This window comes from Candidatus Zixiibacteriota bacterium, from assembly GCA_019038695.1.
Taxonomy (GTDB): Bacteria; Zixibacteria; MSB-5A5; order GN15; family FEB-12; genus B120-G9.
Window position 1 is genome coordinate 119,026 of sequence record JAHOYZ010000010.1, and the last position, 23,113, is coordinate 142,138.

18 protein-coding genes are annotated in these 23,113 nt (G+C 50.6%); 5 read left to right on the forward strand and 13 right to left on the reverse strand.

Features of this window, described 5'->3' with window-relative positions:
* Positions 1 to 25: 25 nt before the first annotated feature.
* The 12 genes from KOO62_04570 to groES all read right to left on the reverse strand — a co-directional run bounded on the left by KOO62_04570 (position 26) and on the right by groES (position 16,701).
* Complete coding sequence (locus KOO62_04570; GenBank protein ID MBU8933261.1) at positions 26 to 991, reverse strand: tetratricopeptide repeat protein; 966 nt, start codon at positions 989 to 991, stop codon at positions 26 to 28.
* A 146-nt stretch (positions 992 to 1,137) separates the two neighbouring features.
* On the reverse strand, positions 1,138 to 4,527 hold the full coding sequence (locus tag KOO62_04575) for a hypothetical protein (protein ID MBU8933262.1): 3,390 nt from the start codon (positions 4,525 to 4,527) through the stop codon (positions 1,138 to 1,140).
* Between the two features lie 4 nt (positions 4,528 to 4,531).
* Positions 4,532 to 4,909, reverse strand: coding sequence for a BlaI/MecI/CopY family transcriptional regulator (locus tag KOO62_04580; GenBank protein ID MBU8933263.1), 378 nt, complete (start codon positions 4,907 to 4,909; stop codon positions 4,532 to 4,534).
* Positions 4,910 to 5,238: 329 nt separating this feature from the next.
* Positions 5,239 to 6,201 (reverse strand): DNA adenine methylase, encoded by a 963-nt coding sequence (locus tag KOO62_04585; GenBank protein ID MBU8933264.1) that lies wholly within the window; start codon positions 6,199 to 6,201, stop codon positions 5,239 to 5,241.
* On the reverse strand, positions 6,167 to 7,513 hold the full coding sequence (locus KOO62_04590; GenBank protein MBU8933265.1) for a ParB/Srx family N-terminal domain-containing protein: 1,347 nt from the start codon (positions 7,511 to 7,513) through the stop codon (positions 6,167 to 6,169). Before KOO62_04590 ends, KOO62_04585 begins: the two co-directional genes overlap by 35 nt.
* A gap of 389 nt (positions 7,514 to 7,902) precedes the next feature.
* Positions 7,903 to 10,026: an STAS domain-containing protein gene (locus KOO62_04595; GenBank protein MBU8933266.1), complete on the reverse strand. Its 2,124-nt coding sequence runs from the start codon at positions 10,024 to 10,026 to the stop codon at positions 7,903 to 7,905.
* Between the two features lie 298 nt (positions 10,027 to 10,324).
* Positions 10,325 to 10,975, reverse strand: coding sequence for a redox-sensing transcriptional repressor Rex (locus tag KOO62_04600; GenBank protein ID MBU8933267.1), 651 nt, complete (start codon positions 10,973 to 10,975; stop codon positions 10,325 to 10,327).
* Between the two features lie 221 nt (positions 10,976 to 11,196).
* Positions 11,197 to 12,348 carry an alanine racemase gene (gene alr, locus KOO62_04605; protein ID MBU8933268.1) on the reverse strand — a complete coding sequence of 384 codons (1,152 nt, stop codon included), beginning with the start codon at positions 12,346 to 12,348 and terminating at the stop codon, positions 11,197 to 11,199.
* A 624-nt stretch (positions 12,349 to 12,972) separates the two neighbouring features.
* Complete coding sequence (locus KOO62_04610) at positions 12,973 to 13,578, reverse strand: GNAT family N-acetyltransferase (protein MBU8933269.1); 606 nt, start codon at positions 13,576 to 13,578, stop codon at positions 12,973 to 12,975.
* A gap of 253 nt (positions 13,579 to 13,831) precedes the next feature.
* The gene (locus KOO62_04615; protein MBU8933270.1) at positions 13,832 to 14,587 is read right to left on the reverse strand and encodes an FAD-binding oxidoreductase; all 756 of its coding nucleotides are present in this window, start codon (positions 14,585 to 14,587) and stop codon (positions 13,832 to 13,834) included.
* A gap of 148 nt (positions 14,588 to 14,735) precedes the next feature.
* On the reverse strand, positions 14,736 to 16,382 hold the full coding sequence (gene groL / locus KOO62_04620) for a chaperonin GroEL (GenBank protein MBU8933271.1): 1,647 nt from the start codon (positions 16,380 to 16,382) through the stop codon (positions 14,736 to 14,738).
* Positions 16,383 to 16,407: 25 nt separating this feature from the next.
* Positions 16,408 to 16,701 (reverse strand): co-chaperone GroES, encoded by a 294-nt coding sequence (gene groES / locus KOO62_04625; GenBank protein ID MBU8933272.1) that lies wholly within the window; start codon positions 16,699 to 16,701, stop codon positions 16,408 to 16,410.
* 369 nt (positions 16,702 to 17,070) lie between these two features.
* On the opposite strand from groES, the gene KOO62_04630 reads away from it, so the two are divergent.
* Both KOO62_04630 and KOO62_04635 read left to right on the forward strand, forming a co-directional pair.
* On the forward strand, positions 17,071 to 18,471 hold the full coding sequence (locus KOO62_04630; protein ID MBU8933273.1) for a metallophosphoesterase: 1,401 nt from the start codon (positions 17,071 to 17,073) through the stop codon (positions 18,469 to 18,471).
* A 51-nt stretch (positions 18,472 to 18,522) separates the two neighbouring features.
* Entirely contained in the window at positions 18,523 to 18,900 is a 378-nt protein-coding gene (locus KOO62_04635) for a hypothetical protein (protein ID MBU8933274.1), read from the forward strand.
* Positions 18,901 to 18,929: 29 nt separating this feature from the next.
* On the opposite strand, the gene KOO62_04640 is transcribed toward KOO62_04635, so the two are convergent.
* A complete protein-coding gene (locus KOO62_04640) occupies positions 18,930 to 19,607 on the reverse strand; it encodes a class I SAM-dependent methyltransferase (protein ID MBU8933275.1) in 678 nt (225 codons plus the stop codon).
* 357 nt (positions 19,608 to 19,964) lie between these two features.
* Between KOO62_04640 and KOO62_04645 the strand changes: the two genes are divergently transcribed.
* The 3 genes from KOO62_04645 to KOO62_04655 all read left to right on the forward strand — a co-directional run bounded on the left by KOO62_04645 (position 19,965) and on the right by KOO62_04655 (position 23,039).
* Entirely contained in the window at positions 19,965 to 21,395 is a 1,431-nt protein-coding gene (locus KOO62_04645) for an alpha/beta fold hydrolase (GenBank protein MBU8933276.1), read from the forward strand.
* Positions 21,396 to 21,492: 97 nt separating this feature from the next.
* Complete coding sequence (locus tag KOO62_04650) at positions 21,493 to 21,984, forward strand: AAA family ATPase (GenBank protein MBU8933277.1); 492 nt, start codon at positions 21,493 to 21,495, stop codon at positions 21,982 to 21,984.
* A 176-nt stretch (positions 21,985 to 22,160) separates the two neighbouring features.
* A complete protein-coding gene (locus tag KOO62_04655) occupies positions 22,161 to 23,039 on the forward strand; it encodes a serine protease (GenBank protein ID MBU8933278.1) in 879 nt (292 codons plus the stop codon).
* The last annotated feature ends 74 nt before the right edge of the window (positions 23,040 to 23,113 follow it).

A 23,113-nucleotide genomic window follows, 5' to 3' on the forward strand; every position in this document is an offset into this window, starting at 1 on the left:
TGTAGCTTTCTGCTGAAGCCTATGACTATTCGTTGCTTTGATCCCGGGTGGCTTTACGCTTGGCCTGTTCCTGGCTGATGATCTTGAGCATTTGAAAACCAAGAGCGGAGTCAACGGCCATCAATCCAGACAGTACGGTGTCGGCCTGGGGCGTCATCTGCGACAACGAATATGAAGCACCCAGTCCCATCCATGCCGGATAGTAGGTCGAGTCGGTTTCGATAGTACGACGGAATTGCTCAATTGCCTCAATGTACCGACCGGTCGCAAAATAGACCAATCCCAGAGACTGTAGCAAAGATGTGTGTTTAGGCGCCAGGGTGATCCCCTTCTTGAACCAGGATTCGGCTTCAACTGGTTTGCGCAACATATTCTTGACCGTACCCAAATGATAGAACAACTCGACCACATTGCCGCCATTCTCCGCAGAGTGTTCGAAGTAAAACTCAGCACTGTCGAGATTTGCAGTGGCGGCAAAGCAGGTTCCCAAGTGATAGGAAACTATCGGATTGTCCGGCGACAAAGCGAATGCCCTGTGCAGCACCGACATAGCCGTGTTCATTTGATTGGCGCTTGCGTATTCCTGTCCCAGATTGGTTAGATGGAGAACATTGTTCGAATCAAGCGCGACTGCTTTTTCGTAGTACTTGATCGCTTCAATGGAATTGCCTTCTCCACTATAGAGAGCACCCAGATTGTTAGCTACCGATGAAGCCGTCGAGTCCATCTCAAGTGCTCGCAAATACCAGTTTCGGGCCTGGTCTCTCATACCCATTGATGCGCAGGCCACGCCGGAATTCTTGGTAGCCTCAAAGTTATCGGGGTCCAATCGTAACACATGGGTGTAGGCGTCGAGGGCACGACGGTACAACTTGTTATTGAGAGCAACACCCGCTTTCTGGGTGTACACCTTCACGGAATCAACCGCCGTCACCGAACTGGTAGTTATGGCAAGGGCAATCGCTACAGTCAATACAATCTTCAGTAACATATTTCTCATATCGGTCATACAATTTCGAAGATAACGAGTTCCAGGGATTAGGGGAAGGGGAAAGATAGGTTAGCCCTCATACAAAACGGGCAGCCATCCAATGATGGCTACCCGCTCCAAGATTAGATAGGCTTGCTAGTATTCCTCTACCGGTCGCTCCTTGAGCGGTCGGAGCGGCGGTAGAGCTTGGAATACAACTGGTCTATTTCGTAGTCGGACTCCATCGTCTCAACAACGTCAACAAAGGCATTCTCAAGTTCATCATCTCCCCGACAGTACCGTACCAGCATTATGAGTACCTCACTTTTTTCATAATCAGAATCGAGCAGTTCGATTGCTGGGAGTACTTCAAAAACCAACTCACGATCAATATCGCTCTCCTCGATCAGCTCAACCAGTACCCGTTTGGTCTCGTAGTCGGAGTCCAGAGTCTCTGCCGCCGTAAGGTAAGCCTGCCGTATGTTTTTGTTCTCAGCGGCACATTCGGCCAATCCGACAAGCACTTCGGCTTTTTCATAGTCGGAATCCATCTTGACCGCCAACGATAAGAGCAATTCGATTGATTCCTCTGATAGTTTCCTCTTGTTTCCCAACGCCGATATGACTCGGCGGGTCTCGTAGTCGCTGTCCAGATCGGTGACAGCTTCTATGTAGGCTGTACGCGTTTTGGACTCGCCATCGGAGTAGCGTGCCATCTCAATAAGCAACTCCGCTTTCTCGTAATCGGAGTCCATACCGCCTGCGATCTCAAGAATCATCACGAGCACATCGGCAGATACATCTTTGCTCACGCTCATCTCCGACAGAACCCGGCGTGTCTCGTAGTCACTGTCCAATGTTGCGACGGCGTCAACGTAGTCATCCATCAGATTAGGATTGGTATTGACGACATCGACAATACCGATCAATAGTTCTGCTTTCTCATAGTCGGAATCCAGTGTGCGTGCAGCTTGACGAAACACGAGTGCGAAATCATCCTCACTTAAATCATCAACATTCAGCAGGATGGTGAAGTATCGGCTTTGAGTGAAGTCGCTGTCGATCTCCTTGATTTCATCGAGAACAGCGTTAATGCCACCCTTGGCATAGATTCTACCAACCCGTTTCTCTGCTCCGATACCGCTGACACGGATAGCCTCGATCAATACTTCGCCGAACCACTCACGAGCATCGTCATCCCAGTCGCGCGCCTTGCCGTTTTCGTAGTAGTCATAATGAAGCTCACCATTTCGGTCGGGTTCAATCTCTACTAAGCGCTTTGTGCGACCACGCTTTTCGAGAAGGTTGAAGTAGCCACGTTTGGATATTGCGGTGATATCACGGTCGCTGTCTGCAAACTCAATCTCGCCCCGTTTTTCCACTTCGTAGCGATGGCCCCTTTCGCCCCATTTGATGACTGTCTTGCCATTGCTGTCAATCCACAAATTGGTACCCGTTGAGAAATCGCCGAGCAGATTCCCGGCCCAATTGACAATACCGTGAAGAAAGCCATCTGACTCATCGTCGTAGTCTGATATCCTATAGGAATAGGATGAAGAAGGAAAATCATCGTCGTCGATTTCGATCACTCGATAACTGCCCCCATTACCGAACATGATCAACGGAGTTTCCGGTATCTCGGGGATTTCCGGTATTTCTGGCATTGCGGGAAGGCTCGGTATGGATGGTATAGCTGGTATGCGCGGAATATCGACAATAGAGTAATCATCGTCGCCGTCATATGAATAGGTGTAGGCCGATCTGGCCCTCCGGTAACTATCCAGGTCTCTGCTTCTTGATAATCGTGGAGTGTAGATCAGGTCCATCGGTCCCATTTTCTTGAACACCCTCGACATCCATCTACTTGCTTTCCTGTCGAACTCCTGTGAGGTTCCATTTTCGAAGAACGTGTACTTCGGTTTGCCACCCCTACCGCGTGTTATGTCCAGTTCGCGCCAGATAGATCCGTGCTTTTCCCTGAGAGCAAGGTAGGCATCCTTGTAAACGCGGCGAACATCTTTGTTATCGGAACTGAATTTGATCTCGCCCTGACTGACTACCCAGAGATCCCCCCTACCGTCACACCAGACAATGTAGGGTTCTTCATCGTCGTCCGAGGGATGAATTATCCCGGAGATACAAGTGGAAAACAGGTCGCGATTCCAATCAAGAACGCGATCACGAGCGGTCTCTTGTTCAGATTCGGATGCTGCTCGTAGTGTAGATTCGGCTTCATCTGCCAATGAGCTACTTTGTGAGATTTCGGAGATACCCTCGTCGGATGCAACATCAGTATCATCGACATCTTCGCTGGAAGTCTGCTCAACGGCATCGTCACCCGGCATCATAGAGGCAATCGAACTGACTGTATCCTGTAGTTCACTATAGGTAACAGCATCGAGTGGGACTACAATCGCGGGGGCCACACGCACAGCCACAATCAGCATTGCGGCCACAAGAGTCGTCACGGCCAGAAAACGTGAGCCTGACATACGGATCTGTCGTGCTGTCCTGACGCCCAGCAAACGGTCAAAACGCTGGAATATCTGTTTGCGTGAGGTAAGCACCCCCGGCACCAAAGTCATGGCCGGCGTTGTTGACAGTTGCGCTACGCGAGCCAGACACTGGGCATACTCCTTTGGCTGTCCGGTCCGCGCGACAACCCGATCATCACAGGCTACCTCGCGTTCGAGATCAAGGCGGCGCCCGATCCAGTAAACAGCCGGATTGAAGAAAGCCAGTGCCTCTATCACGCGTTGGAACAGTTTTGTCCAGTCGTCCCACCGCTCAAGATGAGCCAACTCGTGCAGTATGATCGACTCCATGTCCGCCTCGGTCATTTCACCCACCAGACGAGCGGGAATCAGAACGGTTGGTCTGCCAAGACCAGCTGCCATAGGAGAGTCGACCTCAGATGAAAGGAACACTCTCACCGGACGTCTTGTCCGGACCGATTGCAGCGCTCGTTCGACCCGGGTCAGCCCGGAGATATCCAGAGGTACTGCTCGACTTTTAACTGCTATCATAAGGCGACAGGCGAGAGCCAGACGCACCAGCAATACGAGCACAATACAAATCCACAAAGACGCCAGAGAAATTGGCAACAGGCGAACCAATGTCGCCAGATAGTGACTGTAGTCACTGTCCGTTGCAGCAAACGATTCGTTGCGTGGCGTTATAGCATGACTCTGGTTCGGGGTTGATCCAACCGCACCCTTCAATCGAATCGGTGTTTCGGTTGTAGTGGGAATACTGCGACTCGTTGTTGCGGATATCCCTTCCACTGAGGACGCAATCGGCATGGCCTGTGCCTCTGGTTCAGGGGATGACACCCGGTAGCCACTCGGTCCGGTGGCAAGTAGCGGCAACATGACCACCATCGCCAACACGGACCACCATATCGCGTATCCGGTTGAGGCGTTGGTTCGTTTGGCGTAGCGCCAGACAAGCCACACGACTGCAGTCAGAAGGACACCCAGCCATAGTCCATTGAGAACCATCTGCACGCCATCCAGAGATGCGCTACTTAGAATATTGAACACACTTTCCATTGTCATATCCTCACTCGCGGTTATCTATCATCTGTTTAAGGCGATCAAGTTCAGGCTGGTCCAACTCTTCATGTTCCAGAATACTGAGCATCAGCGCTTCCGGCGAGTTGTTGAAAAACCCTTTGACCATATGCCGGACGGCGTTTTGACAAGCCTGATTTCGAGATACAATCGGACGGAAGACATGCGCCCGACCATCTTTCTCGTGGCGTAAGTATCCCTTTTTCTCAAGGATGCGCAGGGTAGTCAGGACAGTGTTATAGGCCAATTCATTGCTGCTGGGCAGCGAGGCCAGAACTTCGCTTACAGTAGCCCGGTCCTTCTCCCAGACCACTTTCATCAGGCGTAGCTCGGCCTCGGTCAGTGTGGGGTTTTTCTTTCTTGCCATATTGTTTACCTTGTTTCAACTCTTAAAGAATTAGGACTTCATATCTTCTATATACGCAGGTTCTGGAAAAAGTTCAAACTAATTAATTAGTTTTTCGTGATTTTTTGGGGTGAAGGTTATGTAATCGTCATGTCCAAGAGTCTGTCACCCCTGTGAAAACAGGGGTCCAGTATTGTAGCTTCGTATATGTGCGCAGGGTGCCATGCTCAAACTTGTTTGGGCATGATTATTCTTGTAAGGCAAGAACCCTGTGCTCCTACCACAGTTGCGTAGATCGAAATCTGTCTTCAGTTTCGACAATCTTGCTTCCTGTTTCCAGTGGAATCGAACTAACTAGTAGAAGCGCCTCGTTGCCCTATACGGTTGCGAGATGCTTGGGTGATCACCGGATGTGGCACATCAGGGATTCGGAGATCATCACTGAAGAACATGATTTCCTTGCCTGAATAGCGAGCCTGTGCACTGTAGCTCAGATTGTAGCACAGCTTGCGTCTGTTCTCATACAAGGATGCAATTTCCGGCACTGAATCATAGGACACTACCCAAGGCTGGCAAATACTACCTTGGATTGCCGAAGCCAGACTTTCATGATCGCTGGGCACAAAGTGGTTCTGATACAATTCACTGCCTTTGGCGTAATAGGGTGGGTCCAAGTAGACCAGCGTCTGCTTGGGTAGCTTTGGCAACTCTTGTCCAATGAAGTCTCTTGCGTCAAGACGATATACTGAAATCCTACTTCTGTATCTTGCTATTCGCTGAATTCGACTGATCAAGTCTCCCTTGTTGAACCGTGCGTCAAGCTTCCACTTCCCCGTCTGGTTTTTTCCGCCTATCACACCTCCGCCTATGATCCCCGATCTGTTCGTGCGGTTTAGGTAGAACGTGGCAAAACCGAGTTCAAGTGGGCGGTATTGATCAGGATCAGAGTGAATAGCTTTTTGTCGGTGCCATTGAGACATCGAAATTCTAGTATCGTTGATCAAGCGACATAGGTCATCCGTGTTATTAAGCACAGATATCCAAAAGGAGTGAATGGCCCTATCAAGATCATTAATATGCACATGTCTGACGTACTCGCCAAGTAGCATTGACCAGGCTACGCCTGCTCCTCCTGCAAAGACCTCAACATAGTGACCATCCTGCAAGTTGTTCTCGGTAACGACCATTCTCAGGTACTTAGCCAGCATTCCTTTTCCGCCCGGATACCGCAGCGGGCTGATGAAAGCGTGGTTTTGGGGTGCTACTGCAGCCAATTGTTTAAGCCCAGATATTCTCGAAGAACGGCTGAACATTGTCCCAGTCTCTCATGAGATTATCCGAAGAAGGATTATAGTCTGGGTTGTGAACATATGCGTGCCAAGTGTCTATTGAAAATACCTCACCTTTGGTATTGGCCAGCGTGCGAATGCCATGCAACTCGTTCCTGCCACATGTTCCCTTCTTTTCCAAGAAATCCGCCACTCGTTTGACCTTCTGCCTCAGCGTCAACTCTCGTGGAGGCGATTTCTTTGTGTCCTTCCAAGGGATACTGTTAGCTCTTCTGAACTCCTCCAGACTCATTTCGAGGAAAACCCGCAATAGCACAGAGCCTGAGTTCTCAAAATCCTTCGTCAAGGGTAGGCGCTTCATCTCGTCGAAAATCCTCGCAATTCGCTTGTGTCCGATACTCAGTTTCAGAGATTTCGGAACCAGCGTCTTTCGATTTCTTGCCGCATTCACCTTTGACTTCCTCTTGACCTTGGTTGGGGGAAACTGTTTGGTGATGTCGGTAGGGGTGATCTTCTTGCCCGCCTGCGGCAGTTTCCTGGCTGCAACAGCGTTTGCATAGTCAATCCGCTGATCTTTCGAGTCAAGCTGAGTGACCTTGATATGCCTATGTGCAATGTCGCTTACGACAATTGCCAAACGCCCCATTGTAGCGGAGGAGTCACCTGACAGGAAAATCAGTTGTCCCTTCACTACGTCGATACCAAGAGTGCGTCTCGCCTCAGGCGTTTTGAGCAACCTTTGAAGGTTAGTGACCGCCATCTTCTCCAACCTGTCCAGTGTCTCATCGTGAAGCAAGTGGCTATCCTTCACGCCCTCTATCATCTGTATCTCAGGCTCCTCACCTCGGAACCGCGACGTAGCCATCCCGGTCCAAGGGATGATACCAACGCCTTTATTCCGACCGGTGTGCCTAAGCTCAATCCAGGGGTTGGCCGTCGCGCGACTTTCAGCCACGTAGCACTTAACGACTTGAGGTAGTTTGCTGCCGCGTTTACCATTAATCGCCTTATAGCGCTTGGCAGTACTGCTGGGGAGTTCCAAGGAGTCGACAAGCTTCGGCTCGGTGCCAAGCTTGATGGCTGCGATCCGTCGATTACCCTCAAGGACGATGAATTCGTCCCCGCTACCTTTACGAATCACGATTGGTACTTCCGTGGGATTCAACCCATTACTGCCGATATGCTCCGCCAACTTAGCTAATCTGGGTCCTTGCTCATCCACCATTTTCTGAAGTGCGACCCGTTGCCCCTGTTGCTTCGGGAATCTGGGATTCTCCGCATCGAGCAGCAGATCTACAATTTCAATGTCCTTAAGGCCTTCAGCTTTGGCAACCATTCGCATTTCCCCTTTTTAGTTTTCAGAATTGTCCACTAAGAAACATTATAATGCGAGCTTCCTGTGCATACAGTCCTATATTTTAGACATGATACGATGCGTAATTGGACTACGCAAGGGCTGAAATGTCCCTCTCCTCGAAACTGCACCCCCCACATTCCCCACAACACTTCCCCTGAATCTTGTCTCCAACCCTTGTGTATGAAACGTTCGCCGGCAACAACCACAGATTCAATACCGGAAGACTACAATAAGTGCCCCAGATTCACTACAATTTCACCGCTTGAAACTATAAGAGAATTCGCCTTATCCACTCGATACCACGGAGTTACACCAAAAACGCAATATGTAGATTACCAAACAAAGCCATTTTGGATAGGACTGGATTCCTACGATGGCTTCTGTTGGGAGTCCTCGACGACTACGGGCAAATTGGCGGCGCGCCAGGCGAGAATTCCGCCCTCCAACCCTACCACCATACTGACTCCCATATCCTCAAGCACAAACAGGGCGCGGGATGTCCGTCGACCCGACCGGCAGGAAATGAGCAACAGCCGGTCGGAAGGGAGCTGCTTGGTGTTTTGCAACAGCTCCCGCAGCGGCATGAGGTGGGCGCCCTCAATGTGAGCCCGTTGGTATTCTGCCGGTTCCCGTACATCCAGCAGAAAAGCTTCCGGATCGACCATTAACCTCGAGAACTCTTCTGGTGGAACCTGAAGGTGGTGCCCTTTCGAACCATGCGGTGCTGATGGAACATGGTCTCCATAGGCATGCTTCGCGATAGTTTTGCACTCGGAAAAGATTTCATGCTCACATTCGTAAGTACAAATATGGGGATCAATGTCGTGTTCAAACAGATATTCAATAGCACCCTCCTGTCGCAATATGTGGTCGCGACCAAGAGTGTTTTCAATAAATCCGGACTGTTCCAGCACCTGTAGTACGGGCTGGCGCAGACGGACCAGAAAAACATCGCCGCCTATCTTTCGGTAGGTCTGGACGGTCGATTCGAGCATCTCAATACCGCTCATGTCACACTGATCCACGGCGTTCATTCTCAGGACGAGCGTGCGTTGACCCGGATAGCGTTTGTAATTGAGCCGCAACTCTTCTTCGATGTGGTATACAGCTCCAAAGAACAGCGGACCACGAATATTCATGAGTCCCATTTGCGGACAGACCGGTTGGTCCGGGTCGTGAATCAGATGGCGAAAGGTCTTATCAGGAACCACCGGGTATACTCGTGGCAGACTTGATTTCACGATGAAGAGAGCCAGAGAAAACAGTATGCCACCGATAATCGCGAAATCCAGAGGCAATAGTAGTGTAGCCACAAACGTCACTGACATTATGATCGTCTCCATTCGCGATGTCTGGATGACGCGTCGGATAGCCTTTCGGTCGACCATTCCCCAGGCAATCACGAGCAAGACTCCGGCGATCGCTGCCCGAGGAATTACTTTTGCATACGGAGCCACCACCAACATTGCCAGCAAGATCGTTAGGCCGGTGAATACTCCGGTCAAGTGTGTCTTGGCACCGGACTGCTCAGCGAGTGCAGAACGCGTAAACGAACCCGAACAGGCATATCCGGAAAACAAGCCCGAAGCTATATTGGCCAACCCTTGTCCGAAGAATTCTTGGTTAGGGTTCAGGCGATCACCGGTTTTCCGAGCCAGTGTTTGAGAAGCTGCTACAGCTTCGATCAAACCAAGCGCGGCTACAGCCGCCGATCCCGTTACAAGTGCCCTGACCATGTGAAGGTCCGGGACCATTCCGGTAGAAATCCAGGTTGGCGGAGGAAAAGAACGCGGGATGTCACCAATGACCCGGACGCCGTATTCCTCCAGCCCCAGGAAATACACGACCAGAGCAGAGCCAGTGATGACCAGCAATCCGGCTGGAACGCGGCTGCTTGCCCGGCGCAGGATAGCCATCAGCATCAGCGCTCCCACACCCAGCATGGCGCTAATCCCATGTATGTCGGATAAACGATTAACTATAGCTCGAATTATCTCGTACAATTCTGGTGATGCCGGTAATTCCAATCCCAGGATGTGTCGGGTCTGACCTACCGCAATGTGCAGTGCTGCGCCAGCCACAAAACCAAGCAGGACAGATCGAGAAGCCAGGGTGACCATCGCTCCAATATGCAGAAACGCCATAGTCATACTGATTATCCCGGCGATAACGGCAATCAGACTGGCCGCAAGCAGATACTGGGCGGTGCCGGGAACAGCGACCGATAACAGTAGTGGCAGAACCAATAATGACAGAGCGTTGACAGGTCCGGTAGCCAGAAACCGGGATGATCCCCACAAAGCCCCGACAATGGCGGCCACCGCTGCCGTATACAGTCCCATGTGGGGAGGTAGTTCCGCAATTGAGGCATAGGCTATTGCCTGCGGAATAGCCACCGCTGCGACCGTCAGCCCGGCCAGAAGATCGGAGGGTAAGTCCTGACGATTAACGCCACGGAGAATCCCCAAGGGTCTCAGTATGTAATCCCTCATATTCCGCAACATCTGCCCTGAATGTTGGTCCAAAGAAAGTTGTGTGTGTTTAAGCCACGACAAGATCGATTATACTCCCTGCCCGTTTCACAGACTCCCAGTTACATACTGGAGTGGACTGGGGCGCAGTCAAAGTTACGTTGCCCTCTTGATCATATCAATCCCTTTTCGAGATCGCGGGCGTGCATTCGCGTCGGTCGCCGGTTAGCATAAAAAACCGGCCCGTTGGCTACGGGCCGGCGCGTCCTTAGGAAGACGCTCAGAAGAGGTATCCTCCGATCATTCCATGACTGGAGGTTTATGTTTTTTCTTCGTCGGAATCCTTATCACTGTTTTTGAGATTGAAGGACAAGTATTCCAACTCCATTGCCATATTCTCATTGCAAAGGTACACATCGTCCGGCACCCGCAGGTTAATCGGTGCGAAATTCAAAATTGCCTTCACGCCGGCTTCGACCACATCATCGACAATGTACTGAGCAACTGTGGCCGGTACTGCAAGAATAACCATCTGGATGTTGGCCACTTTAAGCTCATCCCGGAGGTTCCCTATGTCCGAAACAATGATTCCCTTGTGGTTGGAACCAATCTTCCGTTGATCATTGTCAAACAGCCTGACAATTTGGAATCCCTGTTTCAAAAACTCTTTGTAGCCGACCATCGCGGAACCGATATTTCCGATTCCGACCAAAGCCACTCGCCAGACACGGTCAATACCAAGGATCGACGCTATCTTTTTTCTTAGCTCACTGACGGGGTAGCCAAGTCCTCGGGTACCAAACGAACCAAAGAACGAAAGGTCCTTGCGAACCTGAGCCGGAGTGAGTTTCTCACGTCGAGCTAACTCCTTGGACGAGATCGTCTCGCAGTTCTCTTTTTCCAACAACGAGAGCGCTCTATAATAAAGCGACAAACGATGTATGGTCGATTCTGAAATCTTCCTCTTCACAGCCGTCTCAGATGCCTTTATCGTACATGCCAATCAGCGACAATTGATACCAAACTCAGTCATGTGAAAATCTTCACAAGAAATTACATACTATGGTATTGGCTGTCAACCAAAATAACACCCCGACACGCGGGTTATTCTGCCTATCTATTGTTTTAACAATGGTTTAAGGGAAGTCTGGCTATGTCTGAAAAATGTCGTCCGGGTACGACTTTGTACCCCTATTTCACAATCCGGAGGAGATTTCGGCCGATGCGAGCAAGAATCTCATAGTTGATCGTTCCTGCCCAGGCAGCCAATTGCTCGGCTGTAACAGTCTCGGCCGAGGAAGATCCGATCAGTGTTACTTCATCATGGAGTCGTACGCCTTTGATGTGAGTAACGTCGACCATCACTATATTCATACAAACTCGCCCACGGACAGGAGCGCGGCGACCATGTATCAACACGTGAGCAACATTAGACAGAGAGCGATCATAACCGTCGGCGTAACCAATCGGCAACACCGCCAATCGGGAAGGTGTCGTCGTGCGATAGGTACAGCCATACCCGATAAAACTATCGGACGGGACTTTCTTAAGCTGGGTGATACGTGTCTTCCAACTCAACACCGGCGTAAATAGATCGTTGCCGCCACCGTCCAGACGATACGATAGATATGTTTCCTTCGATGACCAGTGACCGTAGGCTGAGATGCCCGGACGCACCAAATCAAACCGCGTTTTGTCGAAAAGAATCAGTGCCGCCGAACAAGCCGTATGGCGCACGCGCGGTTTGATTCCCAGTTTGGTCATCCGACGCACCAGCTGGTTAAAAAGCTTCAGTTGATACTCGGCGTATTCGTGATTGGTAGTGTCTTCGATATTGGCGAAATGCGATGATGCTCCGTAGGGCAGTTGCAGCGACGCGTGCTTCTTATAAACAGCGGCAATGCCGCCCAATTCATCTGAAGAAATACCCTGACGATTCGTTCCCGTCTCCAACTTCAAATGTGTCCGAAGCCGTATTGCGGCTTTATCTCCGAGTTTTCCGAGACGTGACAAAGTGGAACGGTCACAAATCACCGGTTCAAGGTTCAATTTCAAAACGGACTCAAGACGATCATGCGGGATCGGACCGAGAACCATGATCGGTCGCAACCATCCGGAATCGCGGCATACCTCCGCTTCCTCAAGCGAGTGAACCGTCAGACAGTCAACTTGATTTGTGTCTGTGAGAAGCTTGACGATCTCTGGCAGACCGTGACCATAGGCATTGGCCTTGACACATATTGCCAGTTTGCGACCACCGGCCAATTTGACAAGGGAGGTGATGTTTTTTTTCAACGCCTTCCGCGACAGTTCAATCCAGCTCAGTTCTTGTGGCTTGTTCATAGTGTCAGTTATACTCTGATGCGTCGGCGAAGACAACAAAAGAAATCACAGGCATCGCCTGTTATTGGGCATAGCTTGTTAATAAGTGCATGGTGTTTCTGTCATTCCTGCGAAAGCAGGAAACCAAGTTTCGCGAAAATGGATTTGTTTGGTAATACACGTATTGCGTTTTCGCGTAACTCAATGGCATTGTGTGCGTATGGCGGATTTGCTTATTGTTTCAAGCGGTGAAAACGTTGTGAATTTGGTGCACCTATTGTAGTTCTCTGGTATTGAATCTGTGGTTGTCATTTGTAAACGTTTCATGCACAAGGATTGAAGACAAGATTCAGGGGAGGTGTTGTAGGGTAAGTGGGGGGCATGCCTGTTATTCGTTAGATGTCACCGTGAGCGGAGTCGAAGGGCGTGAATGTCATACTTCGACTTTGCTCGTATGACGGGTTAGGGAGAGACAAGCAGTCCGGCCCAAACAAGTTTGAGCCGGGCACCCAATGGCTGACGAGGGCGTCTGCCGCCCACGGAGTATGACGGGTTAGGGGGAGACAAGCAGTCCGGCCCAAACAAGTTTGAGCCGGGCACCCAATGGCAGACGAGGGCGTCTGCCGCCCACGGAAACGTTTCAAGTCAGCGGCGTCTATGGCGTCCGGGGGACTTGGATGTTAGCAAATCTTTGTACCACATTAAGCATATCTCGCTTCGCAAGTCGGGATAGGCAAATGTATTGATGGCCCCCAGAACGCATCCTTGCTTTTGATAGAACCGGCAGGCAGGCACATTGACGTTTTGAGTTTCAATCTTCAGGCATTGACACCCTTTCCCAATGGACCAGGCTTCAGCAGCCTTAAAAAGGTGGCTTCCCACACCCTTTCCCTGGTGCTCGGGGTGAATGCGAATGTCCCAAAGAACCGCTAAATCCTGGCGGCCCTCCAGCATAAACACACCAGGTGTATTCCATGCCACAGCAGCCCCACCCAACCGTTTATCACTTGAAAAAGCAGAAAGGAAAACCCAGTTGGAAAGGTCCCATCGGTCGGCCCACGTTAATGGCCCTTCTCCAGGGCAGGCATCATAATCTTTTGTATAAGGCGGATCGACTTTATGCTCTTTCAGGATTATGCCGCCCAACCCCGTTTCCTTTATTGTTAGCATGCTATTAACGGTGAAGGCCATGGGCGTTTCTGCATACTCGGTCAAATTAGAACTGTCTTCTTCTCTAATATGAATGTTCATGTGTTTTCCTATGGCTAACATAATATTACACAGCACCTATTAATGGTAGTCATACTTCGACTCCGCTAAGTATGACGGGTTAGGGGGAGACAATCACCCCGGCCCAAACAAGTTTGAGCCGGGCACCCAATTCGAATATGTACTGAGGAATCCCACAGCAAGCTGTGGACCACCAATAAGGCTGCATACATAATCACTAAATAGGATTGTCGAAACTGAGGACAGTTTCAACCTACATCAATAATATGAATTACTATCGTACGAGGGGGAGGATGTTGTTGGGGTCGAATTTCTGTTTGATCTTGCGTGAGTAAATCGCATCGGCGGAATCGTCGGCATCCCCCAACGCCGCCAATACGCCAGCCCGCGAGATTTCCTTTTGGATCATCGTCGCGAAATCATCCGCGCCGGTCGATGGCATCACCCTGAAGGTTGCCGAGACAATCAACCCCAACAATCCCCACGACCCGGCATAAAGCTTCACGATATCATATCCCGAAACCGATTTGAAACAGGCGGAGCCGGGTTTGATAATCTCTCCCTGTGGGGTGACTATTTCAGCTTGAATGAAATACTTGGCAAGGGGTACGTCGTGGTCATGCATGAACCCGGTCAGACCGGTGCCAACGGCACCTCCTATAGAACCGACGTAAGGTAGTGCAGAGTGAGGCAGGCACAGGTTATGACTACGTAGATTGAGATTGATCTCCCGCAGAGGATAACCCGACCCGACCACGACATAAAGATCATCCGGGACAATTTCCAGTAGGTTGTTAAGACGATCCGTGCGGACGATAATAAGGTCTTTGAAGGTCTCGCCAATAGGATCGATATGATTTCCGAAACCGGAGATATAGAGCCGTTGGCTCTTTTTGTTGGCAAGCTTGAAAAGAGTGGCTGCTTCTTGGGAGTTTTCGGGGTGAAATGTTGGGATCGATTTCTGATAGGTTAGACGATCATCCGGGAACTCGGACTCAATGATCTTGATAAACGAACTCGGCCTGGTCATGGGCGGAAGATAGGCATTGCGGCCGGGGTGTCAATGATAAGGTGTTGATGATACCTTGCATTCCATAAAAGATACTTGTGTCCCCTCCACAAAAAAGCCCGGCCGAGAACGGCCGGGCTTATGTATTCAAAGTAAGAGCGTAGTTGGCTTAGTACATGCCGGGCATGCCGCCGCCCATACCACCCATGCCGCCACCACCCATATCAGGCATCGGCTTGCTCTCTTCGGGCTTGTCAACCACAACGGCTTCCGTGGTCAGAAGTAGTCCGGCTATCGAAGCAGCATTCTCAAGAGCAGTGCGCGTGACCTTGGTCGGGTCCATGACACCGGCTTTGAGCATGTCTTCGTAAGTATCGGTCTGAGCATTGTAGCCAAAAGCACCAGATTCTTTGGCAACCTTGTTGACTACCACCGAACCTTCGGCACCGGCATTGGTAGAGATCTGACGAATCGGTTCTTCGAGCGAACGGCGAACGATATTTACACCGACCATCTCGTCTTCATCAACCTTGAAATTATCAAGGACCTTCATGGCCCGCAGGAAAGCCACGCCGCCACCGGGCACGATACCTTCTTCGACTGCAGCGCGGGTAGCATGAAGAGCATCCTCAACGCGAGCCTTCTTTTCTTTCATTTCGGTCTCGGTGGGTGCACCCACATCGATCACAGCCACACCGCCAGCCAGTTTGGCCAGACGTTCCTGCAGCTTCTCGCGGTCGTAGTCGGAAGTAGTGTCTTCGATCTGCTTGCGGATCTGACTAATGCGAGCCTTGATCTGATCCTTCTCACCGGCGCCTTCGACGATCGTGGTGTTGTCTTTATCGATCGTCATCTTTTTGGCGGTGCCGAGATCGGCCAAAACGGTGTTTTCGAGCTTGAAGCCCTTTTCCTCGGAGATGACATTAGCGCCGGTCAGAACAGCGATGTCTTCGAGCATAGCTTTACGACGATCACCAAACCCCGGAGCCTTGATGGCGGCCACTTTGATCGTGCCGCGCAGCTTGTTGACCACCAGCGTAGCCAGTGCCTCGCCTTCGACATCTTCAGCGATAATCATCAGCGGCTTGCCGCCCTGGGCAACCTTCTCCAGAAGCGGCAGAAGGTCTTTCATGTTTGAGATCTTCTTGTCGTAGATCAGGATCATCGGGTCTTCGATAACCGCTTCCATCGAATCCGGATCGGTCACGAAATACGGCGAGATATAGCCGCGATCAAATTGCATACCCTCGACCACTTCCAGAGTGGTTTCGGCGGATTTGGATTCCTCGACCGTGATGACACCGTCGTTGCCAACTTTTTCCATCGCTTCGGCGATCAAATCACCTATCTGTTTGTCATTGTTGGCTGAGATTGAACCCACTTGGGAGATCTCGTCTTTGCCGGAGACCGGCTTGGACATCTTCTTGATCTCTGTGCTGATGGCGAGGACCGCCTTGTCAATGCCGCGCTTGATGGCCATCGGGTTAGCTCCGGCGGTAACATTCTTGAGACCTTCGCGATAGATAGTCTGGGCGATCAGAGTCGCGGTGGTGGTTCCGTCACCGGCGTCGTCGGACGTCTTGGAAGCAACTTCCTTGACCATCTGGGCGCCGATGTTTTCAAATGAATCTTCCAACTCGATCTCTTTGGCCACAGTCACGCCGTCTTTAGTGACGGTCGGTGAACCGAACTTCTTGTCGATAACAACATTGCGACCCTTGGGACCAAGAGTCACCTTCACGGTGTCAGCCAGCTTATCAATACCAAGTTTGAGCTTGGCGCGGGCTACCGTATCAAAATCAATCAATTTTGCCATGATAATTTCTCCGTCTTCTTCTCGATTAGCTCTCTGCGATTATCGCAAAGATGTCGGACTCGCGCATGATGAGGTACTCCTCACCAGCGATTGAAACTTCGGTGCCGGTGTACTTGCCATAGAGGACCTTGTCGCCCTTCTTGACTTCCAGCGGGGTCTTCTTGCCGTCTTCATTGGTGCGGCCGGGACCGATTTCCATAATTTCACCCTGCATCGGCTTTTCTTTGGCCGTATCCGGGATGATGATTCCACCCTTCATGGTTTCACCCTCATCGAGGGGCTTGACCACTACGCGATCTGCAAGCGGTTTTACCTGCATGTTCTTACCTCCTGTTAGTGAGGGGACATCCCCTCCCTAAGTTAACTATGAAAGAGTCTTTTGTTTGCTTTCGAATGCGATCTTTATTGGTTCGCATTGCTAAGTAATCTTCTTACAATCCTTTCGGTCTTGTTAGCACTCATCTTCGTTGAGTGCTAACAGCGTGTCGAATATAGATTGAACGCGTAAACTGTCAAGAAGTTTCTGAGAAAATGAGCAAAAAAGTGAGTATTGTGGTCGATAACGGCAAAAAAACTGCCATTGTGGCAGGCCAAACTTCCGTCCCTCGTTTTTATATATCAATCATAAGCAGAATTAGTGGTATAGGAAGTATTGTAGACAGAATTGAAATATCAGGATAGGATTTGCATGGCTAACATAATTTACCCGGAATACGCACATAACCGGGGACCGGGTTATTGGTTGCGCCCTGGAAATTTGTGGGCTTCGCGGCGTAAACTTTTTCGCCCCGATCACTCTATCGAGTGGCGTCAGAACCACACCGCTGCATTTGCCGCCGATCAATTAGACTACTACAATGATGACGCCCGCTGTTCGGTCCCTTTTTCAGCTCTACTCGATAGAGACCCTGCCGCCAACAATGGCTTCCGCTTCATTATCATGGGTGATACCGGGGAGGGAGATCGTTCACAATACGGTCTGGTTCCATTGCTACGCGCTCTTCGTCCGGAGTTCATTCTCATCGCCGGTGATATTGTTTACCCGTCCGGGAAAACTGGTCGTGATCGGAATTCCGATGACTACCTGGCTGGTTTTTTCGAGCCGTACGCAAACCTCGGTATACCTATCTGGAGTATACCAGGGAACCATGAGTACTATAGCAAGGACAATGGTGGTGGGTATTTTGAAACATTCTGCGGAACCGGCTATGCTAAACGATGGCAAAATTTTGGTCTCAGGTTAGTGCGCCAACCGGGCTCTTTTTGGGAACTGAGAGAACCCTCAGGAAAGACCGGGGATTTGGTTGTAATCGGAATTGATACCGGTCTGCATGGAAACATTGATGGCCACCGTCGCAAGTGGAACAATCACCGGACCAGGAAATTCGATACGCCGGACAGCGAGCAGCTTAGTTGGCTACACCAACGCCTGAAACATGCCCAGCGGATGGACAATAAAGTGATAATAATGTTCCACATTCCATCGCTGGCCGATCAGGAACATCGGAGTGATTGCCATCTGAATGAACTCTATCGCACAATTGCAGCTTTCCCTTGTGTCAGACTGGTAGTTGCTGGCCACGTTCACAACTGGCAGTGGTATTCGCCGGACACATTTGCCCGCTATTTGCAGGAGGAGTATTCTATCGAAACTGAGGTAAAGCCCTATTACGCCATCTGTGGCGGCGGCGGTGCCTATCTTACGACTACCGATTTTGACAAGAGAGACTACCCGTGCGAAACCGCCTTTCCCAGCCGGGACGACTGGCGCAACAATGTGGGAAGATGGACCAGTATAGTGGAACGACTTGGTTGGTCCAGAACCATCATCGGTCGGATCGCGGGAGCGTTGGACAAAGGTCCTCTGAGCGACGCCGATTTGCCGGCCTTTCTAAGTGTGCTATTGGTGGAAGTAAGGTGTGATGGAGGTAGAAATGATATTGTCGTCACACCTGTATTCCTAAGACATGTCAACGACCTCTTTGCCCACTTACCTAAGGACCAGATCGTGAGGCTGCAGGATGACACCAACGAGTTGGTCTCTATGAAGGCAGTTAACAACTGTCTTCAAGAGCCTGTGTTTTTATAAAGAGCCTGGGTGCCGGTCCTTGGGGATATGTGAACTTGCATAGTGAATTCGATGGGAGGTGCAGGAGCAGATGTCGAAACAGAGGACAGTTTCGACCTACTCAGCTGGCGTAACAGTGTGGGAAGATGGACCAGTATAGTGGAACAACTTGGTTGGTCCAGAACCTTCATCGGTCGGATCGCGGGAGCGTTGGACAAAGGTCCTCTGAGCGACGCCGATTTGCCGGCCTTTCTAAGTGTGCTATTGGTGGAAGTAAGGTGTGATGGAGGTAGAAATGATATTGTCGTCACACCTGTATTCCTAAGACATGTCAACGACCTCTTTGCCCACTTACCTAAGGACCAGATCGTGAGGCTGCAGGATGACACCAACGAGTTGGTCTCTATGAAGGCAGTTAACAACTGTCTTCAAGAGCCTGTGTTTTTATAAAGAGCCTGGGTGCCGGCATCGGTACCGCGTTAGGCCAGATTTCTCACAACGAAACCCCAAAATGAATACGAGAACGGATTGACCCTTGGCGTGTTCTGCGATCTCTCTTTGTAGGAAACCACCTGTTCGGCAAGGACAAGGATTTCCCACTTTTCAAGCAGGTTCCGCAGACGATTCTCGTCGAAGAAGTGGTGTGGTATGCCGGCTTCATGCCCGTCGTCATTGACAAAGGTGTGTGGTTCGATTTCGCGCCCGGTGTCGTGATGACCCATCGACCTTACTGATATCACATTCGCCATGAACATGCCGTTCGGAACCGTATGAAGGCGGATTTCCTCGACAGTTTTCCTGATGTTGTCAATCGTGTTATGGTGCAATGAATCCCAGCATATAACACCATGGAACGAAATCTCCTTCCACGGGCAAACCGTCATTTCTGCGACAGCAGTCTCTGCTGAGTGTCCTGCCTTCTGTAGCCACAGGCGTGTGAGATCGATTCCCTTGACGGAACCATCGCTTGCATAGACTTCATGACCGATACGAGCCAACGCGATTGTATGGCGACCGGCTCCACAACATAGATCCCAGATACGCAACGGACGCGTGTCGATACACTTCTCCAGGTCAGCGGCAAACTCGCAGACTTCCACCTGAGGGATTCGGGATATATCATCCTCATCCGCGAAGTAATTATCCCATTGAGCCATTACGATCACCTCCTTAGTGACTGAAGCTGACAGATAGTCTACGATTTCATGGCAGGTGTGCTAACAGGTACCCGCAGGGTGACTCGAACACCCGACCAGTGGTTTAGGGAATCGCTGCTCTGTCTCTTTCTGTATTTTGAATATGCAAATAGTCTCCTCCAATTGGCAAGAATCTTCTCGTTCCTCTGAGCGATCGCTTCTATTAGCACAAAATCACCGGAGGACTGAAGAGGAAACTAAATACTTTGACAAAACCAGGACAGAATCACTAATTTGCAACTGGACCCAATAATGGGGGTTAATCAATCGGGATCCTATGTGACATGGAATGCTAAACACTGATGGGAGGTTGAAGGGATGAGAGGGAAAGGATTCATTGCAACATTGCTGGTGCTGCTAATTACCATGAGCGGCACAGTAATGCCAGCAGAACAAAGTCCAACCGATATCAAGGGTGACTGGCTAGGCGCGCTGAAGGTGGCTGGCATGGAATTACGGCTGGTAATCAAAATCAAAACCACTGACCAGGACAGCTTGACTGCCACGATGGACAGTCCGGACCAGGGAGCTACCGATATTCCCATTGACAAGGTGACCTTCTCGGGCGACACGCTGCAATTCGAGGCTGCAGCCCTGATGATATCTTACATCGGGACAATAGACTCAACCCGATCCACCATCACCGGTATGTTTACACAGTATGAACAGAAACTGCCGCTGACCCTCGAGCGTACTGAACAAGCGCCGGAGGTCAAACGACCACAGGAACCAAAACCTCCCTTTCCGTATGACGAAGAGGAGGTCCGCTACGAAGGCACCGAATCAGGGGTATCACTAGCCGGAACCCTGACCCTGCCGCCATCGGAGGAGCCGGTGCCGGCGGTGTTGCTTATCACCGGTTCTGGACTACAGGATCGAAACGAAACCATCATGGGCCACAAACCATTCCTGGTGCTGGCCGACTATCTGACCCGGCAGGGTATTGCCGTCCTGCGTGTGGATGATCGCGGCGTATTCGAGTCAAAGGGTGACATCTCTGCAGCTACCACCGAGGACTTCGCCAACGATGCATTGTCCGGGGTACGGTTTCTCAAGACCCGACCAGAGATAGATACTGCGAAGATCGGCTTGATTGGCCATAGCGAGGGTGGACTTATCGCTCCCATGCTGGCGACGCAGAATGTCGGAGTGGCGTTCATCGTGATGATGGCCGGACCGGGGCTGCCCGGCGAACAGATTCTCTACGAACAGGGCCGACTAGTACTGGAAGCAGAAGGCGCCGATGAGAACGTGCTCATCCAACAACGTCTACTGCAAGAGAAGATATTCCACTTGATTAAGGAAAATCCTGGCGGCGCAGAACTGGAAGAGAAGCTGCGAGAACTCCTGAACGAGGAGGTTCAGAACCTTTCCGAGGAAGAAAGGGGGGTACTCAACCTCTCCGAGGAGGCTATGGATGTACAGGTAAAATCGGTATCGTCGCCGTGGTTTCAGTTCTTTCTGACTTATGACCCAGGTCCGACCCTGAAAGAAGTTCGCTGTCCGGTGTTGGCCGTAATCGGCGAGAAGGACTTACAGGTGCCGCCAAAGGAAAACCTGCGGGCAATCAAGGAAGCTCTGGCCGCCGGTGGGAATCAACAGTTCATCGTCAGGGAAATGCCGAGATTGAACCATCTGTTCCAGACTGCCGAGACAGGTGCAGTCTCGGAATATTCTAAGATCGAGGAGACCTTATCACCAGACTTCCTCAAGCTGGTCGGTGACTGGATTATCGAGCAGACGAAATGAAACGTGAGTAGAGGCGGTCTAACAAGATGGTTTCCTTTGTCGTTCCGGTGCCCCATAGCTACGGGGTACCGGACAGATTCTCTACTGTAGTGTGATCATGTCTACAAAACTTGTGTTCATAGGTGGTCCCCCTGGCGTGGGCAAGTCAGAGGTAGCTGGAAAGCTGTTTACACGGCTTCACAACTGTGTGTGGCTTGAGGGCGACGACATTTGGAGAATGAATCCTTTCTTGGCTAATGACTGCACCAAAAACATGGTCGAACGCAATATACGCTTCCTGCTGGGTTCCTATATAGAATCTGGGTTCTCGTATGTCCTCTTCACATGGGTTTTGCACTGTGATGAAGTTGTCAATTCTCTGCTGATGGAGCTTGGTGAACACAAATATGAATTCCGCCATTTCACTCTACTATGCGATGAAGACACGTTGAGAGAACGCATTGCTGCTGATGCTGAACGCACTACTGATGTGAATCTGGCTCTTCAACGACTTGTACAAGCACGACAAGTAACTTCCAACAAGATCAATACAACTAACAAATCTCCCGACCAGATAGCTAAGACATTGATAGCAGAGCTAGTTGTATAGACGGGTGGCCATAGCTTGCTATGGGATCTATGGATTAGTATCCTGAATTTGATGGTGGGTGTCTTAAGCTATGGGGCACCGGAGCGGAAAATTGGATTGCTGATTTCGATCGTACTGCCTAACATGATGCATGGGAATGTACTGGCACATGAACTTACAAAGGGAGAGGTCGAGTCATGATTCAGGACTTTCGGAAGGCAGTCGCTGGGATCGAGAAATCGGTCTTCGGTATTGGAGATCACACGGGACCTCAGTTCAGAATCTTCGGGACGGGTTTTGTTATCCGCGAAGATGGCTGGCTAATGACCAATCGTCATGTTCTCGAACCTCTCCTCTTGAAGGATGGGGATGGCAACATTAGCATTTCACCAGCCTCCCGTGCGCTTCAGTTCGTAGTCACCATAAGAGATCAATCTGGTGCTCGACAAATAGGCTGGGCGAATTCGAGGATTGTCGAGTTGGTCTGGATGAGCCAACCAAACATTGCTACGCCGATGGACGTTCGAGATGACATTGAGATTGATGGCCAGAAGGCAGACTTGGTTCTTGCCCCAGAGCCTCCAGACATCGGTATATGTAAAATCGATCTGAGCCTTCTGCCCCCTGAATGCCTACCTCTAAAACCTGTTCGATTCAAGAGATCCCTAGATCTGCTCATTGGGACTCCGGTTGGTTGTCTCGGATACCCCCAAGGAATCCAAGGTCCAGTATCTACTAAGTCAATCATGGATTTACAATGCTGCCCGATACTTCAGACCGGCTGCATATCAGCGATACTACCACATCCGGACTTTCCCAATCCAACCCAGTTTCTTCTTGATATTTTCGTCAACGGCGGCAGCAGCGGATCGCCATTGATGAACAGTGACGGTGAGATCTTGGGAGTAGTGTTCGCAGCTCGTCAGCAGTTCACACAACTCCAAGAAATGCTTCCGGACGGAAAACTGAAACCCGACAAGACCAAAGGTGTGTGGTCTGGAACCGCGATAGGTTGCGCAATACCAAGTTCCGCGTTCATCGACTCTCTGAGTCGGGTATTGCCGGGTGCCCCATAGCTTGGGGCTTGTTGAAAAAGTGGTAGACTGTGGACGGCGTACGTCCTCGTGCGCCGTCTGGTGCTGTGATATCG